17 protein-coding genes are annotated in these 15729 nt (G+C 56.3%); 1 reads left to right on the top strand and 16 read right to left on the bottom strand.

The window, feature by feature from the left end:
• Position 1 precedes the first annotated feature (1 nt).
• From HKD32_RS02175 to dapD, 3 genes are read right to left on the bottom strand one after another with little or no spacing between them, the layout of a single operon-like run.
• A complete protein-coding gene (locus tag HKD32_RS02175) occupies positions 2-622 on the bottom strand; it encodes a hypothetical protein (RefSeq protein WP_061929219.1) in 621 nt (206 codons plus the stop codon).
• The gene (dapE, locus tag HKD32_RS02170; RefSeq protein ID WP_061929217.1) at positions 619-1764 is read right to left on the bottom strand and encodes a succinyl-diaminopimelate desuccinylase; all 1146 of its coding nucleotides are present in this window, start codon (positions 1762-1764) and stop codon (positions 619-621) included. Before dapE ends, HKD32_RS02175 begins: the two co-directional genes overlap by 4 nt.
• Before the next feature lie 3 nt (positions 1765-1767).
• Positions 1768-2598: a 2,3,4,5-tetrahydropyridine-2,6-dicarboxylate N-succinyltransferase gene (dapD, locus tag HKD32_RS02165; protein ID WP_061929215.1), complete on the bottom strand. Its 831-nt coding sequence runs from the start codon at positions 2596-2598 to the stop codon at positions 1768-1770.
• Between the two features lie 268 nt (positions 2599-2866).
• Between dapD and HKD32_RS02160 the strand changes: the two genes are divergently transcribed.
• Positions 2867-3850, top strand: coding sequence for a GGDEF domain-containing protein (locus HKD32_RS02160; protein ID WP_082905288.1), 984 nt, complete (start codon positions 2867-2869; stop codon positions 3848-3850).
• A gap of 6 nt (positions 3851-3856) precedes the next feature.
• Here HKD32_RS02160 and argB read toward each other — a convergent pair whose 3' ends face one another.
• The 13 genes from argB to bamA form a co-directional block, all read right to left on the bottom strand.
• Positions 3857-4738 carry an acetylglutamate kinase gene (argB, locus tag HKD32_RS02155; protein ID WP_194257535.1) on the bottom strand — a complete coding sequence of 294 codons (882 nt, stop codon included), beginning with the start codon at positions 4736-4738 and terminating at the stop codon, positions 3857-3859.
• A gap of 62 nt (positions 4739-4800) precedes the next feature.
• A complete protein-coding gene (yihA, locus tag HKD32_RS02150) occupies positions 4801-5469 on the bottom strand; it encodes a ribosome biogenesis GTP-binding protein YihA/YsxC (protein ID WP_010501280.1) in 669 nt (222 codons plus the stop codon).
• A 6-nt stretch (positions 5470-5475) separates the two neighbouring features.
• Positions 5476-7197, bottom strand: coding sequence for a membrane protein insertase YidC (yidC, locus tag HKD32_RS02145; RefSeq protein WP_194257420.1), 1722 nt, complete (start codon positions 7195-7197; stop codon positions 5476-5478).
• Positions 7198-7287: 90 nt separating this feature from the next.
• Complete coding sequence (yidD, locus tag HKD32_RS02140; RefSeq protein WP_082905287.1) at positions 7288-7536, bottom strand: membrane protein insertion efficiency factor YidD; 249 nt, start codon at positions 7534-7536, stop codon at positions 7288-7290.
• Positions 7533-7880 (bottom strand): ribonuclease P protein component, encoded by a 348-nt coding sequence (gene rnpA / locus HKD32_RS02135; protein ID WP_061929208.1) that lies wholly within the window; start codon positions 7878-7880, stop codon positions 7533-7535. Before rnpA ends, yidD begins: the two co-directional genes overlap by 4 nt.
• Positions 7877-8011 (bottom strand): 50S ribosomal protein L34, encoded by a 135-nt coding sequence (rpmH, locus tag HKD32_RS02130; protein WP_010501271.1) that lies wholly within the window; start codon positions 8009-8011, stop codon positions 7877-7879. Before rpmH ends, rnpA begins: the two co-directional genes overlap by 4 nt.
• A gap of 317 nt (positions 8012-8328) precedes the next feature.
• Positions 8329-8736, bottom strand: coding sequence for a lactoylglutathione lyase (gene gloA / locus HKD32_RS02125; protein ID WP_061929204.1), 408 nt, complete (start codon positions 8734-8736; stop codon positions 8329-8331).
• A complete protein-coding gene (locus tag HKD32_RS02120; protein ID WP_061929202.1) occupies positions 8733-9578 on the bottom strand; it encodes an LpxI family protein in 846 nt (281 codons plus the stop codon). Before HKD32_RS02120 ends, gloA begins: the two co-directional genes overlap by 4 nt.
• 2 nt (positions 9579-9580) lie before the next feature.
• Complete coding sequence (lpxA, locus tag HKD32_RS02115) at positions 9581-10438, bottom strand: acyl-ACP--UDP-N-acetylglucosamine O-acyltransferase (protein WP_023945016.1); 858 nt, start codon at positions 10436-10438, stop codon at positions 9581-9583.
• 4 nt (positions 10439-10442) lie between these two features.
• Entirely contained in the window at positions 10443-10961 is a 519-nt protein-coding gene (fabZ, locus tag HKD32_RS02110) for a 3-hydroxyacyl-ACP dehydratase FabZ (RefSeq protein ID WP_007282468.1), read from the bottom strand.
• Between the two features lie 103 nt (positions 10962-11064).
• Complete coding sequence (gene lpxD / locus HKD32_RS02105) at positions 11065-12114, bottom strand: UDP-3-O-(3-hydroxymyristoyl)glucosamine N-acyltransferase (protein WP_039792133.1); 1050 nt, start codon at positions 12112-12114, stop codon at positions 11065-11067.
• Positions 12115-12137: 23 nt separating this feature from the next.
• Positions 12138-13055 carry an OmpH family outer membrane protein gene (locus HKD32_RS02100; RefSeq protein ID WP_010501265.1) on the bottom strand — a complete coding sequence of 306 codons (918 nt, stop codon included), beginning with the start codon at positions 13053-13055 and terminating at the stop codon, positions 12138-12140.
• Positions 13056-13112: 57 nt separating this feature from the next.
• Complete coding sequence (gene bamA, locus HKD32_RS02095) at positions 13113-15572, bottom strand: outer membrane protein assembly factor BamA (protein WP_010501263.1); 2460 nt, start codon at positions 15570-15572, stop codon at positions 13113-13115.
• Positions 15573-15729 lie beyond the last annotated feature (157 nt).

Genomic DNA, 15729 nt, shown 5'->3' with positions numbered 1-15729 from the left:
GTCAAACGCCCCCGAACAGATCAACAAGAGCGTTGTAGTGCGGCGGAAGCAGCCAAAGCAGACCGAACAGCAAGAGCGCACTGAGTGTCTGCAGAACCGTCATGATGACCGCCTGCAACGCCGTCATCATCAGGCCAACGCGCGTGACATACCAGGTTAGCCAAAGACTGTAGAGCTGCACACCCGCTGCCACTCCCGCAACTGCTGCGGGAGACGAAGCACTACCGGGCATGACCATCCGCATCACGCCCTGCGCCATAATCATCATCAGCAGAGGCAGCCACGCACACCACAGAGAAGCCGTTGCATAACGGGACCAAAGCCCTTTACGCCCGGCATAGGCCGCATAACGCTCGGACACCACAAGCTGAAGCAGCGTGCAGACCAACTGCACCAACGCCTGTGTCAGCCGCAGCCCGCGCTGCTCTGCGGGCATGAAAAAGGCCCCGAAAATTCCGATCAGCGCAATCGCTACAGTCGGCGCCAGCGCCGCCATAAGCGGCTGCATGCCAGGCGCGAAACAGTTGATCCCAATCCCACGCCCTCGACCCAGAAGCCACACGCCAAGCGGAACATTCATCCCCCCTGCTGGAGGCATGCCAGTCGGGCGGTCTGGGGTCACAGGCCAAATCTTTCCATGAACGTCAGGTAAATACGGGTCAGGTCTTCAAGGGTCGAAACGTCAACATGCTCGTCCCGCTTGTGCATGGTCGCACCCACAAGACCGAACTCTGCAACAGCACAGTACTGAGAAATGAAACGGGCATCGGATGTTCCGCCACCCGTATCAAGCTTCGGGCGACGTCCCGTCACGTCCTGAACAGCCTGTTCCAGACAGTTCACAGCCGGTCCCGGCTGCGTCAGGAATGCCTCGCCGCTGATCTCGATCTTCACGTCGCTGTCCGGCGCATGACGGCTTACAACGTCCCGAATCCAGCCCGCCAGACCATCTCCCGTATGGCTGTCATTGAATCGAATGTTCAAGCGAGCCCGCGCATCAGCCGGAATAATATTCGTCGCCGGGTTCCCGACATCGACACTCGTCACCTGCAAAGACGACGGTGAAAACCATTCCGTCCCTTCATCAAGGCAGCAGCCTGTCAGTTCAGTCAGAGCCGCCAGAAGACGATGAACAGGATTATCCGCCAGATGGGGATAGGCCACATGCCCCTGCACCCCACGGACGGTAATTTCAGCATTCATGCTGCCGCGACGGCCAATCTTGATGGTATCACCAAGAACGGAAGGGTTGGTTGGCTCACCCAGCAGGCAGAAATCCGGCACTTCCCCCCGCGCGGCCAGCCATTCGATGACGGGCTTCGTGCCAAAATGCGCCGGACCTTCCTCATCCCCCGTAATAAGAAGAGAAATCGATCCCTTGAGCGGACGGCTTTCCAGAAATCGGGCGATAGCTGCAACGGAACAGGCCACGCCCCCCTTCATGTCCGCAATGCCACGCCCATAGAGACGGCCATCATGGATTTCGGCAGAGAACGGATCGTGCACCCAGCCCTCACCGGGGGGAACAACATCCGTATGTCCTGCGAAACAGAGAGACGGACTTCCCGTCCCGATCCGGGCATAAAAATTCGGGGTCGGCGCATCCTCTGGTCCAAAAGGAAGATGCGTGACCTCAAACCCCATCCCTTCCAGTACCGAGGCCAGAAGAGCCTGCGCTCCATCATCGGCAGGCGTGACGGACTGGCAACGGATCAGATCCTGAGCAAGAGCAACAGGATCACTTGGGAAAGATGGGGTCGGCATGACTCAGTCGCGCAGGAGTTCGTTGATGGACGTCTTGGAGCGCGTACGCTCGTCAACGCGCTTGACGATCACAGCACAGGCCAGAGATGGCTGACCCGGCTCCTTCGGCGGTAGTGTACCTGGAATGACGACAGAGTAAGCTGGAACGCGGCCCATGAAGATCTCACCCGTCGCACGATCCACAATCTTCGTGGACGCACCGATGAATACGCCCATGGAAAGAACAGAGCCCTTCTCCACGATCACGCCTTCAGCAACTTCCGAACGTGCACCGATGAAGCAGTCATCTTCAATAATGACCGGAGCAGCCTGGAGCGGCTCCAGAACGCCACCAATGCCAGCGCCACCACTGATATGGCAGTTCTTGCCAATCTGCGCGCAGGACCCGACGGTCGCCCAGGTGTCAATCATGGTACCACTGTCAACGCGCGCGCCAACATTCACGAAGCTTGGCATCAGAACAACATTCGGGGCGATGAAAGCCGAGCGACGAACGATCGCGCCCGGAACCGCACGGAAACCGGCTTCCGCAAAACGGAACTGATCCCAGCCTTCGAACTTCAGAGGAACCTTGTCAAAAGCCGGCTGGCCACCACAACCGCCAACCATGACGCGGCTGTCATTCAGGCGGAAAGACAGCAGAACAGCCTTCTTCAGCCATTCATGCACAACCCAGCCATCTTCGCTCGGCTCAGCGACACGCAGCGTACCGGCATCAAGACCTTTAAGCGCGGTTTCGATGACCTCGCGATCTTCTCCGTCTGTCTGTGCGTTCAGAGTGGTACGACGCTCCCAAAGAGCGTCAATGGCGGTGCGAAGCGTATCGTGAGGCATCAGAACCATCCGGAAAAGGAGCAGAAAACCGCCGGACCATGCGTTCCCCGGCTTTACCTGTCAACGGCTCTTTCCCCTTTCAGCCAGATCACCTCACCCATTAAGCTTCCGTTAACCTATTAAGCCTATGAAAAAACACAGGGGCATCCTGCTTCAGAAACCGGCGAAGAACGTTTCTGACCCATTCAAAGCCGTTCCATGGAATGATTAACCCGTTGCGCCCTAAGCTGCAGGGCTGACTTTACCTCATCACCAGCCTGGAGCCTCTATGGCACACCCTGATACCGGACTGCGTCTTCCCGATCCTCTTATGCGGCAGGAGTCTACATCCACGCCGCTACCTGTAATCCGGAAGGTTCTGACGGCAATGCGCCAGGCCATTCTACCGCGTCTGGGCATCGCTGCTGCCCTCACAATTCTTCAGGAGGAGTTGCAGGCTGATACTCTTCTCTTCAGCTCCTTTATGCCACCAACAGACGACAGTATTCTTCATAAGTCAGCCCCATTCCCGCAGGGTTTGCAGGAGTGTTTGCAGGAAAATACTTTCGTCCCAAGCCTGGCTGCCATCCGGTTTTCAGCGGATGCGAAGTATGCGGTTCTGATTTGCGAAGCCATTCGCAGCCAGTCTCCGCTCGGCTTGATCTGCTGGAAAAAGACACTCTGGTCTCAAGAAGACATTGAACTTCTCCAGACTGTCATGTCTCTCATCGCCGCCACACAGGAGCATGACGCTCTTCATCGGCGCGTCCTGGAAGAATGCCATTACGACCTCGCTTCCAATCTTTTGAATTGGGATGGCCTGAAAGATGAAATGAAAAGGCGTACTCCCCGCCTGGATCGGGAATGTCTACCCGCGACACTGATGGTCGCATACGTTCCCGGCCTGACAGACATTACCCAAAATATCGGCTTTCAGGCTGGAGAAGAGGCACTGATCCAATGCATCGCGCTGCTACGCAAAGCCGTCCGTCCGACTGACGCCATCGCGCGTCTCAGCGGGAATACCTTCGCACTCTGGATGGACGGCGGGGATCGTTTTGCCATGGCCGAACGCGCAGAACGCATGACAGCACACGGGATTCCCTTACTGATAGACCCGCCGATGCATTTGCCTTTGTATATTGGCCTGATCAGCCGGGAACCAAACGATCAGGACTCTTCGCCGGAACTCCTGCTTGAACGAGCCACCCAAGCCCTTCATGACGCGCTGGATGAGCAAAAAAAATGGCGCTTCTCTTACGAAGCGCCATAATCCGGTTCAGGCTTTGATGAGGGTTCCCGGCCCGGCCCGTGTAAAAAGTTCCAGCAGGCAGGTATGGGGCACACGACCATCCAGAATGACAGCCGCTTTGGCACCACTCTGAACAGCATCCAGACAAGTCTCAACCTTCGGGATCATGCCTCCCGAAATTGTACCATCCTTGATAAGGTTGCGCGCTTCCTCAGCACTCAGTTCCTCGATCAGCTTGCCATTGCGATCCAGAACACCCGGAACATCCGTCAGCATCAGCAGACGTGAAGCATGCACGGCACCAGCAATCGCACCCGCTGCTGTATCAGCATTGATGTTGTACGTCTCACCGTTCTCGCCCGCACCAACCGGAGCAATCACAGGGATCAGCCCGGAACCCAGAAGAGCGTAAAGGACGCGCGGATCAATCTTCTCAGGTTGACCAACAAACCCAAGATCAATGACGCTTTCGATCTGGCTGTCAGGATCACGACGCGTGCGGGTCAGCTTGCGCGCTTTAATCAGGCTTCCATCCTTGCCTGAAATCCCCACAGCCATGGCGCCAGCCTGGTTGATCAGTTCAGCCACCTGCTTGTTCACGCTGCCGGCCAGAACCATTTCAATGACGTCCACCATCGCAGCATCTGTCACGCGAAGGCCATCAATGAACTGGGAACGGATCTGCAAACGATCCAGCATGGAACTGATCTGCGGGCCACCGCCATGCACAACAATCGGGTTAATCCCGACCAGCTTGAGCAGGGCGATATCGTAGCCAAACGCGCTGGCCAGCTTTCCCTCACCCATCGCATGGCCACCATACTTCACGACAATGGTGTCACCGGCATAACGCCGCAGATAGGGAAGAGCACTGGCAAGGATAGCCGCCTGCTGCTGGGCGTCATCCATGTTCACGGCTGGCGGGATTTCCGGCAGCTTGTCACTGTGGGTCTTTTTGCTCACGGCCGGACTTATCCTTCCACTGAGGTCTTGGCAGGATCTGCGAAACGGGCGATTTCCGCACGCAGATCTTCGATACCTTCGCCGGTCTGACTACTGGTGCAAACAATACGCGGATAAGCCGCAGCGTGCTTGAGCGCCAGGGCCTCCACATCCGCTATCTTGGCTTTCAGAGCATTAGGCCGCACCTGATCGCACTTGGTCAGAACAATCTGAAAAACAACCGCGGCCCGGTCCAGAAGCTCCATGACATCTTTATCAGAGGCCTTGAGTTCGATCCGCGCATCAAGAAGCAGAATGACGCGAGCCAGCGTCGTCCGTCCACGAAGATAAGCGAACATCATGTTCTGCCAATCTTCCTTGACGGACTTTGCAGCTTTCGCAAACCCGTAGCCCGGCATGTCCACAAGGGAAATACGGTCTGACAGATTAAAGAAGTTGAGCTGCTTGGTACGACCGGGCTCGGAAGATGCGCGGGCGAGTGCCTTGCGCCCTGTCAGAGCATTGATGATGCTGGACTTACCAACATTCGATCGCCCCGCAAACGCAACTTCTGGCCGCCCAACCGGAGGCAACTGCTCGATCTTCTGCGATCCGAAGAAAAACTCACACTCTCCGGCAAAAAGAAGACGCCCGTCTTCAATCTGCTCAGGAGTAGGAGGGCCTGCGACCTCTTTCATGATGTCTCAGCGTCCGTTCTTGGTAACAGGAACCGGCAACGTGGCACGGCTCTGGATAAAGGTCTGCTGCGCGAAGGTCAGCAGGTTGTTCCAGGTGTAATAGACCAGAAGACTGGCCGGGAACCCGGACATCACGAACACATAAACCAGCGGCATGAACTGCATGATGCGCGCCTGCGCCGGATCCATGCTCACCATCGTCTGGCGCTGAAGCAGCCAGAACGTGACACCCAAAGCGGCTCCCCAGACACTGATGTGCAAAAAGGAAAAGTAAACCGTCGGGTCAAAAGGGATCAGACCGAACAGATTGAAGATGTTCGTCGGGTCCGGGACGGAAAGATCACGGATCCAGCCGAAGAACGGTGCATGACGCTCGTCAATGCTGATGTTCAGCATTTTATAGAGGCAGAAGAAGATCGGGGCCTGGATCAGAACTGGCAGACAGCCACTGGCCGGGTTCACGCCCTCTTCGCGATACAGGGCCATAACCTTCTGGTTCATCACCATCGGGTAGTCCTTGTTCTTCTCGCGGATCTCCTTGATCTTCGGAGCCAGAAGACGCATCCGCGCAGAAGACGTGGCAGCCTTGGACGCCAGCGGGAACAGCACGATCTTGACGATCAGCGTCAGCGCCATCAGCGCCAGTCCGAAGTTACCCAGATGCAGATACAGCCAGTGCAGCAGATACAGGATCGGACGCGTCAGGAAGCTGAACCAGCCAAAATCAATAGCCTTATCGAAATCCGTGATATGCAAATCGTGGCTGTAGGCCTGAAGCAGGCTTGGAACCTTTGCTCCGGCGAAGAGGTGGCTCGCCTGTGTGATCGTGCCATTTGGCATGACCTGCTGAGGAGCCTGCGGAGCAAAACCAATCTGGTACGATCCCGGATTGCCCGGAACATACGCAAAACTGGCCGTCACGGCAGCGGTCGCTTCTGGAGCAACAGCCGTCAGCCAGTACTTGTCGCTGATGCCGCCCCAGCCGCCGGTACCAGCCTTGGCCCAGAACGTATGATCCGGATGCTCGGCCCCCTTGCGGACATTCTTGTAGGTCTCGTCATTCAGACGACCATCCATGACAGCGATCGGGCCTTCATGGGCGGTCCAGAACCCTTCTGCAGCCTGATAATCACGCTGAACGCGCTGAAAAGGAACAAGAGCGACCGGCTGCGCAGAATGGTTTGCCACGGACTGCACGACCGAGAACATGTAATGCTCATCAATCGAGATCTGGATCGTAAAGATCAGCCCTTCGCCATTATCCCACTTCAGCGTTACCGGATGACCTGGTGACAGAGCCTCGTCTGCACTGCTCCAGACCGTATTCAGATCAGGAACCTTCGCATTCGAGCCTGGAGCGTTGTTCCAGCCAATGACAAAGAAATTCGGATGCTCGCTGCCAGGCCTGTCCAGCAGACGAACCAGCGGACTGTCCTTCGCGAGTGTGGCGCGATACTTCGTCAGCACCGCATCATCCAGAAGCGCACCCTTGAGGTTCAGGGAGCCCTGTACGTCTTCGCTCGTGATTGCGATACGTCGCGCCGTTACCGTCTGTTCGGGAGCAGCCTCTGAAGGCGCCGCCTGAGCCGGAGTTGACGGGGACTGTGTTGCAGCAGTCTGCGTGACAGCGGGATGATTGTCCTGATGGGGTTTCGGCATGAAATAGTCGAAACCGATCAGGATGAGGGCCGAGAGGATAGTGGCCGCAATGATGCGCTTGATTTCCATCGGGCGGATGCCGGTCTTTCGTCTCTACGGAGGAATGCTGAGCCTCAAGTGGCCGAAAACCGCGATCAAAACAATAGCTAGCGGTATTTTTTAATGCTGATGGCGTTCAGGAGGAAGGTCACAGCCCCCTTTTGACCAGGGATGACAGCGCAGGAGTCTCCTGAGTGCCAGCCATCCTCCACGCAAGGGACCATGCGATTTAATCACTATGATGGCGTAAGTGCTACACCCCGGCTCAAACCGGCAATTTCGCCCCAGATAAGGGCTAACAAAAAGTTTGTAGGAATCAATCAGTGCAAGCAGGAAGAGGGTGACAGGCTTACTAAAAAAGCCAGTCATTTTTCCGCACCCTTACGAAGGGCTTTGCGGAGATCTTCCTGAAGCAGAGAAAAATCGCGTCGGCGCGTACCGTCTCGACCGATCAGGACAAAGTCTCCTGTTGGGAGACCGTCCTCACGCGCTACAAGACGCAGCGCCTCTCTGAGGCGGCGTTTTGTGCGGTTTCGGATGACCGAATTCCCGACCTTTTTCGTGACCGTAAACCCGACACGACTTTCAGGCTGGGCATCATCCTGCAGAATCTGCACAACCATTCCCGGAGTAGCGACTTTACGCCCTTTCCCGGCAACACGCAGAAACTGCGGCCGCTTTTTCAGGCGGCCAACTGTAGAGTTCGCGCTCAGGCGGAAAGCTTCGAGCGACCCTTGGTGCGGCGGTTTGCCAGCACGCGACGGCCACCGACTGTAGCAGAACGTGCACGGAAACCGTGACGACGCTTACGAACCAGCTTGGAGGGTTGATACGTGCGCTTCATGACATCGATCCTTTAAAACCATGCAGACGCCCCTCTGGACATCCGCGTCGATCGGGCGCACGAAACGCCCGGTGAATGAGACCCGGGCTTGTACTCACCGGGTCCCCGCCTGTCAATGCCAGACCACCAGGAAGCTGAGGATATGAGCCAAAAACCGACTCCAACACCGTCTCAGACGGTCGAATCCAGCGCATTCCGCCACGATTTACGAAATGCCCTGTCTCCTGCCCTGCTCTGCGCCGACATTCTGTCATCCCACACAGACGATTCTGTACGCCAGAACGCAGAGACGATCATTCAGTCCCTAGAAAAAGCTCTCAGTCTTCTGAAGACGTCGGCTTCTTCTCGATAAGCTCGATCTTGTACCCATCCGGGTCCTGAACGAAGGCAATAATGATCGTTCCGAACTTCAACGGCCCTGCCTCGCGCGTTACAGTGCCACCACCCGAGCGGACAGTCTCAACCAACGCCGCCACATCGGGCACGCCAATCGCAAAGTGCCCAAACCCCGTACCGACTTCATAGTCGGCGTCCTGATCCCAGTTATAGGTCAATTCGATTTCGGCCTGTCCGTGCTCGTTATCCGCGAATCCGACAAAGACCAGCGTATAACGCCCTTCGCGAACCTCTTTGCGACGCAGTTCCTTCATTCCCAGAAGGCTGTAGAACGCCAGACTGCGATCAATGTCCCGGATGCGGACCATCGTGTGCAGGAATGTGCTCATTTTTCTTCCTTAAGATCTTCGGTCGTCAGCCCATAAAGAAACAGCCCGTACCGGTCAGCCAAAGCCACGCAGCGATCCGGGTCTGTCAGAAGGGTTACACCAGGCTGAAACGCCACTCCACGCAATCCGTTCCGGGCAGCATTTTCAAGAGTTTCCGGGCCAATCGTGGGCATATCCGCCCTCAGATCCTGCCCACTCTTGGGCATCTTGATAAGAACACCCCCGCTGCCAGCCTGCATCAACTTGCCGCAACGACCCAGCATGGCATCCGTACCTTCAAGGGCTTCAACAGCAAGCACCAGGCCGCTCTGCACCACACATCCCTGCCCGATGTCCAGCGCTGCCATCGCACGCAGAACCTGTACACCCCGCGCGATATCCTGACAGGCCTGCTCATCAGGAAGAACGCGACCAAGCGTTCCGCTACGACCCGTGGCATGATCCAGAAATTCATGCGCTCCGCGGACAATGAAGCCTTCTTCCCCCAGAACCCGGACAACCGCGCCCAAGAGGCCATCATCTCCCAGGAAAATGGCACGCCCCAGACGCGCAAGAATGCGAGCACCCTCTGCATCAGGTCGAAGGTCGCGCCAGGCAGGGCGCCTTACAGGACCAATCAGAACCAGTTCACGGCAACCATGTTTTTTAAGCGCCGCCAGGGTCTCGCCAACGGCTGCAAGACGAATGATCTCATGTGGATAAGGGGCCAAAAGAGCCGTATCTGCAAAATCCCGGAAGCCGACGACAAAAACCGACTTCCCTTTTTCCAGAGCAGCCGCAGCCACCTGTGCAGGCAAGGGGCCTGCCCCGGCCAGAATACCGACGCACCCTCCCCCTGGCATACTCAGGCTCCTTCGGTTTCGGACAGCCCCTCATTCCGGGCTACGCGCGTTAGTCCACGGCGGCTCGGCGCTTCCATAAAATCAAGCATTTCTGCGATGCGCTGCAAATGCCCATATTCACGGCGAACTTCTGCGATCCGGGCTTCCAGAACAACATCCGTGCTCCCGTGACGGGGATACAATGTCCGGAAAGCCCGACGCATGGCCTGCATCTCATCCGGCCCAACACCGGATCGCTTCAACCCGATCCAGTTCAAACCAACAAGACGGGCGCGGTTTCCGAGAACGCTACCATAGGGAATGACATCCATCTCGACCCCACAGACCCCACCGACAACCGCGCCACGACCGATGCGAACGAACTGATGAAGCGCAGCTGACCCCATGACCTTGGCGTCATCAGCAATTTCAACATGCCCTCCCATGACGACATTGTTCACGATGATCACGCGATCACCCAGAACACAGTCATGCGCCACATGGGCATTGGCCATAATCAGACAGGATGCACCGATCTTGGTCAGAGCGTGCCCCTGTGCCGTTCCACGATGGATCGTCACGTTTTCACGAATGACCGTGTTCGCCCCAATCTCACAAAGCGTTGGCTCGCCGGCATATTTGAGATCCTGCGGCGCCATCCCGATCGTGACGAAAGGATAAACCTCCACTCCTTCGCGAAGGGTGGTATGACCATCGACGATAACCGAAGCATGCAGGTGCACACCGTCGCCAAGCGTCACATGAGGTCCAACCATACACCACGGACCAATACGGACGTTATCTCCAATCCGCGCACGCTCATCGACAAGAGCGGTCGCATGGATCTCGGCACTCTCGGATCGTTTTCCTGCAATCTGCATCAGTTCAGCCCATGATCATGGCACTGAAGGTTGCCTCTGCAACGGCAACGCCGTCAACACGGGCAATACCCTTGAACTTCCAGACATTCGCCCTGGAACGCTCCTTGACCACCTCAATGCGAAGCTGATCACCCGGCCCCACAGGACGGCGGAACTTAGCCCCCTCAATGGTCATGAAATACACCAGCTTGCCTTCAAAAGCCTTGCCGAGCGTCAAAACAACCAGCGTTGCTGCCGTTTGGGCCATGGCTTCGATGATCAAAACGCCTGGCATCACCGGATGGGAGGGGAAATGTCCTTGAAAGAAAGGCTCATTCACCGTGACATTCTTGATGCCAACCGCAGATTCACCTGCCTTGATTTCCTGCATCTTGTCGATCAGGAGGAAAGGATAGCGATGAGGGATCGCCTGCATGATCTGCAGAATGTCGATGCTCTCAGGAACCTGATGTGTTCCTGATGCCCCTTCTGCCGGGGTCGTCTTTTCAGCCGGAGCGTCCACTCGATCCATCTTCTTCACCATAACCCTTTCGGGGGAAATCTTGTCAGTTTTCTGCTCTCCGAGCAGTACGATGGGCCTCCCTTAGCAAAACTGGCCAAGGGATACCATCCATCACCCGTTCAGGTCAGTCGGAGCTCTTCTTGGAGAGCTTCCGCAACGTCGCCACGTTCCGGAAAAACTCACGGAACGGCATGGCCGGACTGCCGATGACATCCGCCCCTGCATCAACATCGGACATAACGCCGCATTGCGCGCCGACGCGGGCCTTATCCCCGATCTTGATATGACCGATCAGGCCCGCCTGGGCAGCAATCGTCACAAAATCACCAAGCTCGGTGGAACCGGAAATACCAGCCTGTGAAACCACGATGCAGCATCGACCCAACTGAGCATTGTGACCAATCTGCACCAGATTATCGATCCGCGTCCCTGCTCCAATAACCGTATCCCGCATGGACCCTCGGTCAATGGTGGAGTTGGCACCGATTTCGACATCGTCTCCGATCACGACTAACCCAAGCTGAGGAACAGTTTCGAAGCCCCCCGGACCGACAGCGAAGCCAAAACCGTCCTGTCCAATACGGGCGCCTGGATACAACGTCACCCGATGACCGACACGCGCATGCGTCAGACTGACATGACTGCCAATCCGGCAGCGCTCGCCAACCTCAACGCTTCGTCCAATCAGGGCATGCGACCCGATCAGGCTTCCACTGCCAATCTTCGCGCCATCTTCAATAACGGCAAACGGCCCGATCTCAACATTATCGCCGATCTCAGCCTTCTCGCTCACGTAAGCCGAAGGATGCCGAACCCCACTGGAAGACGGAGCTGGATGAAACGCTGCTGCAATTCGCGCCCAGGCAAGATAAGGCGTCTTGCAGACCAAACCAGCGGTCCGGGCTGGCAGCTTGTCAGCAAAAGCCGGAGCAAGAATAACTGCACCAGCCTTCGTGTTTTCCAGTAACGGCAAATAACGCCGGTTATCCAGAAAACTGACATCTTCAGGCCCTGCAACATGCAGAGGAGCGACACCACGAAACAATGCGGTCTCATTCTGACCTTCTGCAGCGGGACGCACATCACTTCCAGACACTTCCGCCAGACGGGCGAGCCCAAAAGGCCCGGCCCTCAGGAAAAAGCGCTCGTCGCCCGGACGGGTCTCGGTAGACATCGTATCACCCACAGGCTCGAACCTCAGTGATGCTGACGGAGAACGGACTCAGGCTGTGCCGGTGCTGCAGCAGCTGGAGCCTGCTCAGGCCCTTGCGGACTACGCTGCTCGTCAGCCGTGGTGGGCATCTTGCCAGACTTTGCAAGCTGCTCCGGATCAACGCCCTCACCCGGAATAAAGACATGCGGCAGCGTTTTATTCAGCTGGTTCGCAACTTCTTCCGTGATGTCCTGCTCGCCAACATGCAACACAACCTGTTCTGCATGCAGAACAAGATTCATGTTATGCGCACCAGCAACAGCCGCAATGATGCCATTGCCCTGCTCAAGCTCGCGCTCGATCTGGTGGAAAGCAACCTGGGCGGCTTCCTGAATGATGCGAGCCTGATTGCCGAAATCGCGCTGATCCTTGGCGCGACGCTCCTGCAAGTGACGCTCCCGAAGCTGGATCTGATCCGCCGTCAGGGTACGGGCCTCGGACTGCAGCTTCTGCTGCTCTCCACGCCAGGCCCCTTCTTCGCGCTGCACGGCCTGAGCCAGCTTGTCACGACGTGTACCCAGAACCTGCTGGATTTCCTGTGCCGCAGAGGACATCTGCATGACAGCCTGAACATTAATCACACCGATAATCGCTGCTGGCGGCGGAGCAGCCTTGGCAACTGTAGGCGGATTCGGAATTGGCGGCAGAGGGAGAACCGGCGGCGCCTGCTGCGTATTCGGAGCCCCCTGATCTTCTTCAGCCGGGGCTTCTGCTGCAACTGGTACGCTGCGACGAGGCGCTGGCCGCGCAACCGGAGCAGAAGCCTCCGGATGAGCAGCCTTCGGAACAAACCAGCCACCATTATTGGCAGACTGAGCGTGAGCGGAAGGAGCAACGGCAAGGATCGTCGCCGCCAGAAGCGCACCGGCTGAAACCGGGCGCATCAGGGAATGAAGGGTCATGACCACCTCTGGAGAAGGGGATAGAATTGCGTGAGTCTTGAAATCGGGCACGCAGTCTTAGAACTGCTGCCCGAAGCCAAAGCGCAGCGGGTAAAGGCGATCGCCCTTTTCCTTACGCAGCGGAATAGCACCGTCAATGTTCACGAGGCCGAACGGGCTCTTCCAGGAAATACCAAGACCCGTAGAAACACGAGGTGTCAGAGTGTCACCCGTGATCGGGGTGTACGGGTAGTCTGACTGATTGCGACGGGAGTAATCCGTGTACTTGTTCTTCACACGGACACTGGCCAAGCTGCCGGCATCCAGGAAGTAACGCCCTGCAATACCCAAATCGTCTCCCATCGGCAGTGGGAAGTTGACCTGTGCAGAAGCCGTATACATGAAGCGGCCACCCAACAGATCTTCCTGTCCCTGAGACGGAAGATAATTACATTTATTTTCACTCGTTAGGCCATTGCAGATATGGCCAGAGCGAGGTCCGACACCACCCTGCAGGAAGCCTCGCAGGTTTTCACCACCAAGATAGAAGTTATCAATGATATTCCGGCGCCCACTGGAACTCCAGTCGCCCATATATCCAACGCCACCCTTGAACTGCACGGTCCAGTCATGATTGCCCATGATCCGATCCAGCGGGATGTAGTAAGCACCATCCGCCTTGACACGATAGTACTTGGCGTCGCCGCCCAAACCAGCAAAATCACCACCAACCTTCATCATGTATCCTTCATGAGGATTCATGCGACGATCACGACGATCGTAGGTCAAAGAGGTGCTCAACTGGGAAAGAACCGACCATCCGGCAGATTGCTGCACGTAAATGGAAGGAGCCCACTGCATCAGATCAGGGTCTTTAGCAATGGCGGCAGCATCATAGAAGTTACCAACCTGACGATCGACCAGTGTGTAGCTGAAAGACTGCGAAAGATAGCGGTTATACGCATATCCAAGACGCAGGCTCATACCATACTGGGACTCTTTATAGCTCTGATATGTCTGATAATTGTTCTGGATAAAGTAGAAGTCAGCACCAGCAACAAGGTTACGGTTCAGGAAGTACGGGTCCGTAATGGAGATGTCAGCCTGCTTCTCGTAATAGGCAACCGTTCCGGAAATACCGGCGTCGATACCCGTTCCCAGCATGTTATGCTGCTTGATCGAGGCATTACCCAGCACACCAACGTCCGTTGAGTAACCGCCACCCAGCGAGAATTCGCCCGTCGGCTTTTCAACCACATTCGCTGCAACGTTGACGCGATCAGGCGCAGAACCCTGCGTCTGATCCACTGAGACCGTGCTGAAATACCCAAGATCCTGCAAAGCCAGTTTGGAGTACTTCTTGTCAAACGGGGTGTACGGGTCGCCCTCAGCCATCGGCAGGTTACGGCGAATCACGTTATCACGCGTGATGGTATTGCCGTTGATGTCGATGCGCTCGACATACACATGCGGGCCTTCAGTCACGTCAAAGAGCAGATCCACAATCCGTTTCTCAGGATTACGGGCAATTTCAGAACGCACCATAGCGAAGGGATGCCCCTGCGCCTGCAGCCACTCTTGCATGTCTGTAGTGTTGTGCTGGATCGCAGTGCCATCATAAATCTGATGCTTGAACAACTGGATTTTGGGCCGCACCATCTCAGGCGTCACATGACGCACGTTGGAGCGAACGTCCATCTTGCCGATACGATATTGATCGCCTTCATGGATGGTGAACGTCACATAGAAAGACTTGTGATCAGGAGAAAGCTCTCCCGTCGCGTCCACCATGTGGAAATCAACATATCCATTATGCAGATAGAAGCGGCGCAGCAACTCAGCATCGTACTTGATGCGTTCAGGATTATATTCATCCGAAGAGGAGAAGAACCGGTACCAGGCATTTTCCTTGGAGGAAATCACCTGTGCCAGACGAGCTTCACTGAACGCATGGTTGCCCACAAACACAATTTTGTGGATCAGCGTCTGCTGGGCCTCATTGATTTTGAAGACCACATCCACACGGTTGTGTGACAGCTTGATGATCTGTGGCGTAACCGTGGCACCGAAGCGCGCTTTTCCAGCATACTGGTTCAGGATCTTCTGACGATCGGCAGCAGTGGTCTGGGACGAGAAGACAGCGCGGGGGCGAAGGCTGATTTCCTTGCGGAGATCTTCGTCCTTCAGCGCATGATTACCCTCAAAGACAATCCGGTTGACGATAGGATTCTCAACCAGATTGACCAGAAGCGTGTTGCCATCACGATGAAGCGTAACGTCCTTGAACAGGCCGGTCGCATAAAGCGACTTCAGAGACCGGTCGAGATCATCCTGGTTAAAAGAATCCCCCGGCTGGGCGACCATGTAAGACAGGACCGTGCTGGTTTCGATACGCGTGTTGCCAGAGACCGTAATGGCCTGGATCACGTTGTTGCCTGAGGCTGCACCGGATGTCTGGTGCTGACGTACAGAGCGGGCCTCCGCCACGCCGAGGGCGGTCGGGAGAAGACATGCAGATGCAAGCAGCATCAGACGCATGTTCGGGGACCGGGAACCTCTTGACCGTGATCCTGACAAACCGGTTTTCCTTGTAAACAGATTTTTCGCATGCGCGTGAGACGATACGCCATTGGCGGAGGTATCCGAAAATCCCCCCACCATGCAAGATCTCCCTTCACTCACGAAGAGTTACGGG

The organism is Gluconobacter japonicus (assembly GCF_015244665.1).
GTDB classification, from domain to species: Bacteria; Pseudomonadota; Alphaproteobacteria; order Acetobacterales; family Acetobacteraceae; genus Gluconobacter; species Gluconobacter japonicus.
The sequence above is the reverse complement of the archived record's forward strand: the minus strand, read 5'-3'. Positions and strand labels throughout refer to the sequence as shown.

Coding starts and splice junctions, on each gene's coding strand:
- dapE (WP_061929217.1), bottom strand. CDS start 1,764: ATGCCGACCCCATCTTTCCCAAGTGATCCTGTTGCTCTTGCTCAGGAT.
- dapD (WP_061929215.1), bottom strand. CDS start 2,598: ATGCCTCACGATACGCTTCGCACCGCCATTGACGCTCTTTGGGAGCGT.
- HKD32_RS02160 (WP_082905288.1), top strand. CDS start 2,867: ATGGCACACCCTGATACCGGACTGCGTCTTCCCGATCCTCTTATGCGG.
- argB (WP_194257535.1), bottom strand. CDS start 4,738: ATGGATGACGCCCAGCAGCAGGCGGCTATCCTTGCCAGTGCTCTTCCC.
- yihA (WP_010501280.1), bottom strand. CDS start 5,469: ATGAAAGAGGTCGCAGGCCCTCCTACTCCTGAGCAGATTGAAGACGGG.
- yidC (WP_194257420.1), bottom strand. CDS start 7,197: ATGGAAATCAAGCGCATCATTGCGGCCACTATCCTCTCGGCCCTCATC.
- yidD (WP_082905287.1), bottom strand. CDS start 7,536: ATGACTGGCTTTTTTAGTAAGCCTGTCACCCTCTTCCTGCTTGCACTG.
- rpmH (WP_010501271.1), bottom strand. CDS start 8,011: ATGAAGCGCACGTATCAACCCTCCAAGCTGGTTCGTAAGCGTCGTCAC.
- gloA (WP_061929204.1), bottom strand. CDS start 8,736: ATGAGCACATTCCTGCACACGATGGTCCGCATCCGGGACATTGATCGC.
- HKD32_RS02120 (WP_061929202.1), bottom strand. CDS start 9,578: ATGCCAGGGGGAGGGTGCGTCGGTATTCTGGCCGGGGCAGGCCCCTTG.
- lpxA (WP_023945016.1), bottom strand. CDS start 10,438: ATGCAGATTGCAGGAAAACGATCCGAGAGTGCCGAGATCCATGCGACC.
- fabZ (WP_007282468.1), bottom strand. CDS start 10,961: ATGGTGAAGAAGATGGATCGAGTGGACGCTCCGGCTGAAAAGACGACC.
- lpxD (WP_039792133.1), bottom strand. CDS start 12,114: ATGTCTACCGAGACCCGTCCGGGCGACGAGCGCTTTTTCCTGAGGGCC.
- HKD32_RS02100 (WP_010501265.1), bottom strand. CDS start 13,055: ATGACCCTTCATTCCCTGATGCGCCCGGTTTCAGCCGGTGCGCTTCTG.
- bamA (WP_010501263.1), bottom strand. CDS start 15,572: ATGCGTCTGATGCTGCTTGCATCTGCATGTCTTCTCCCGACCGCCCTC.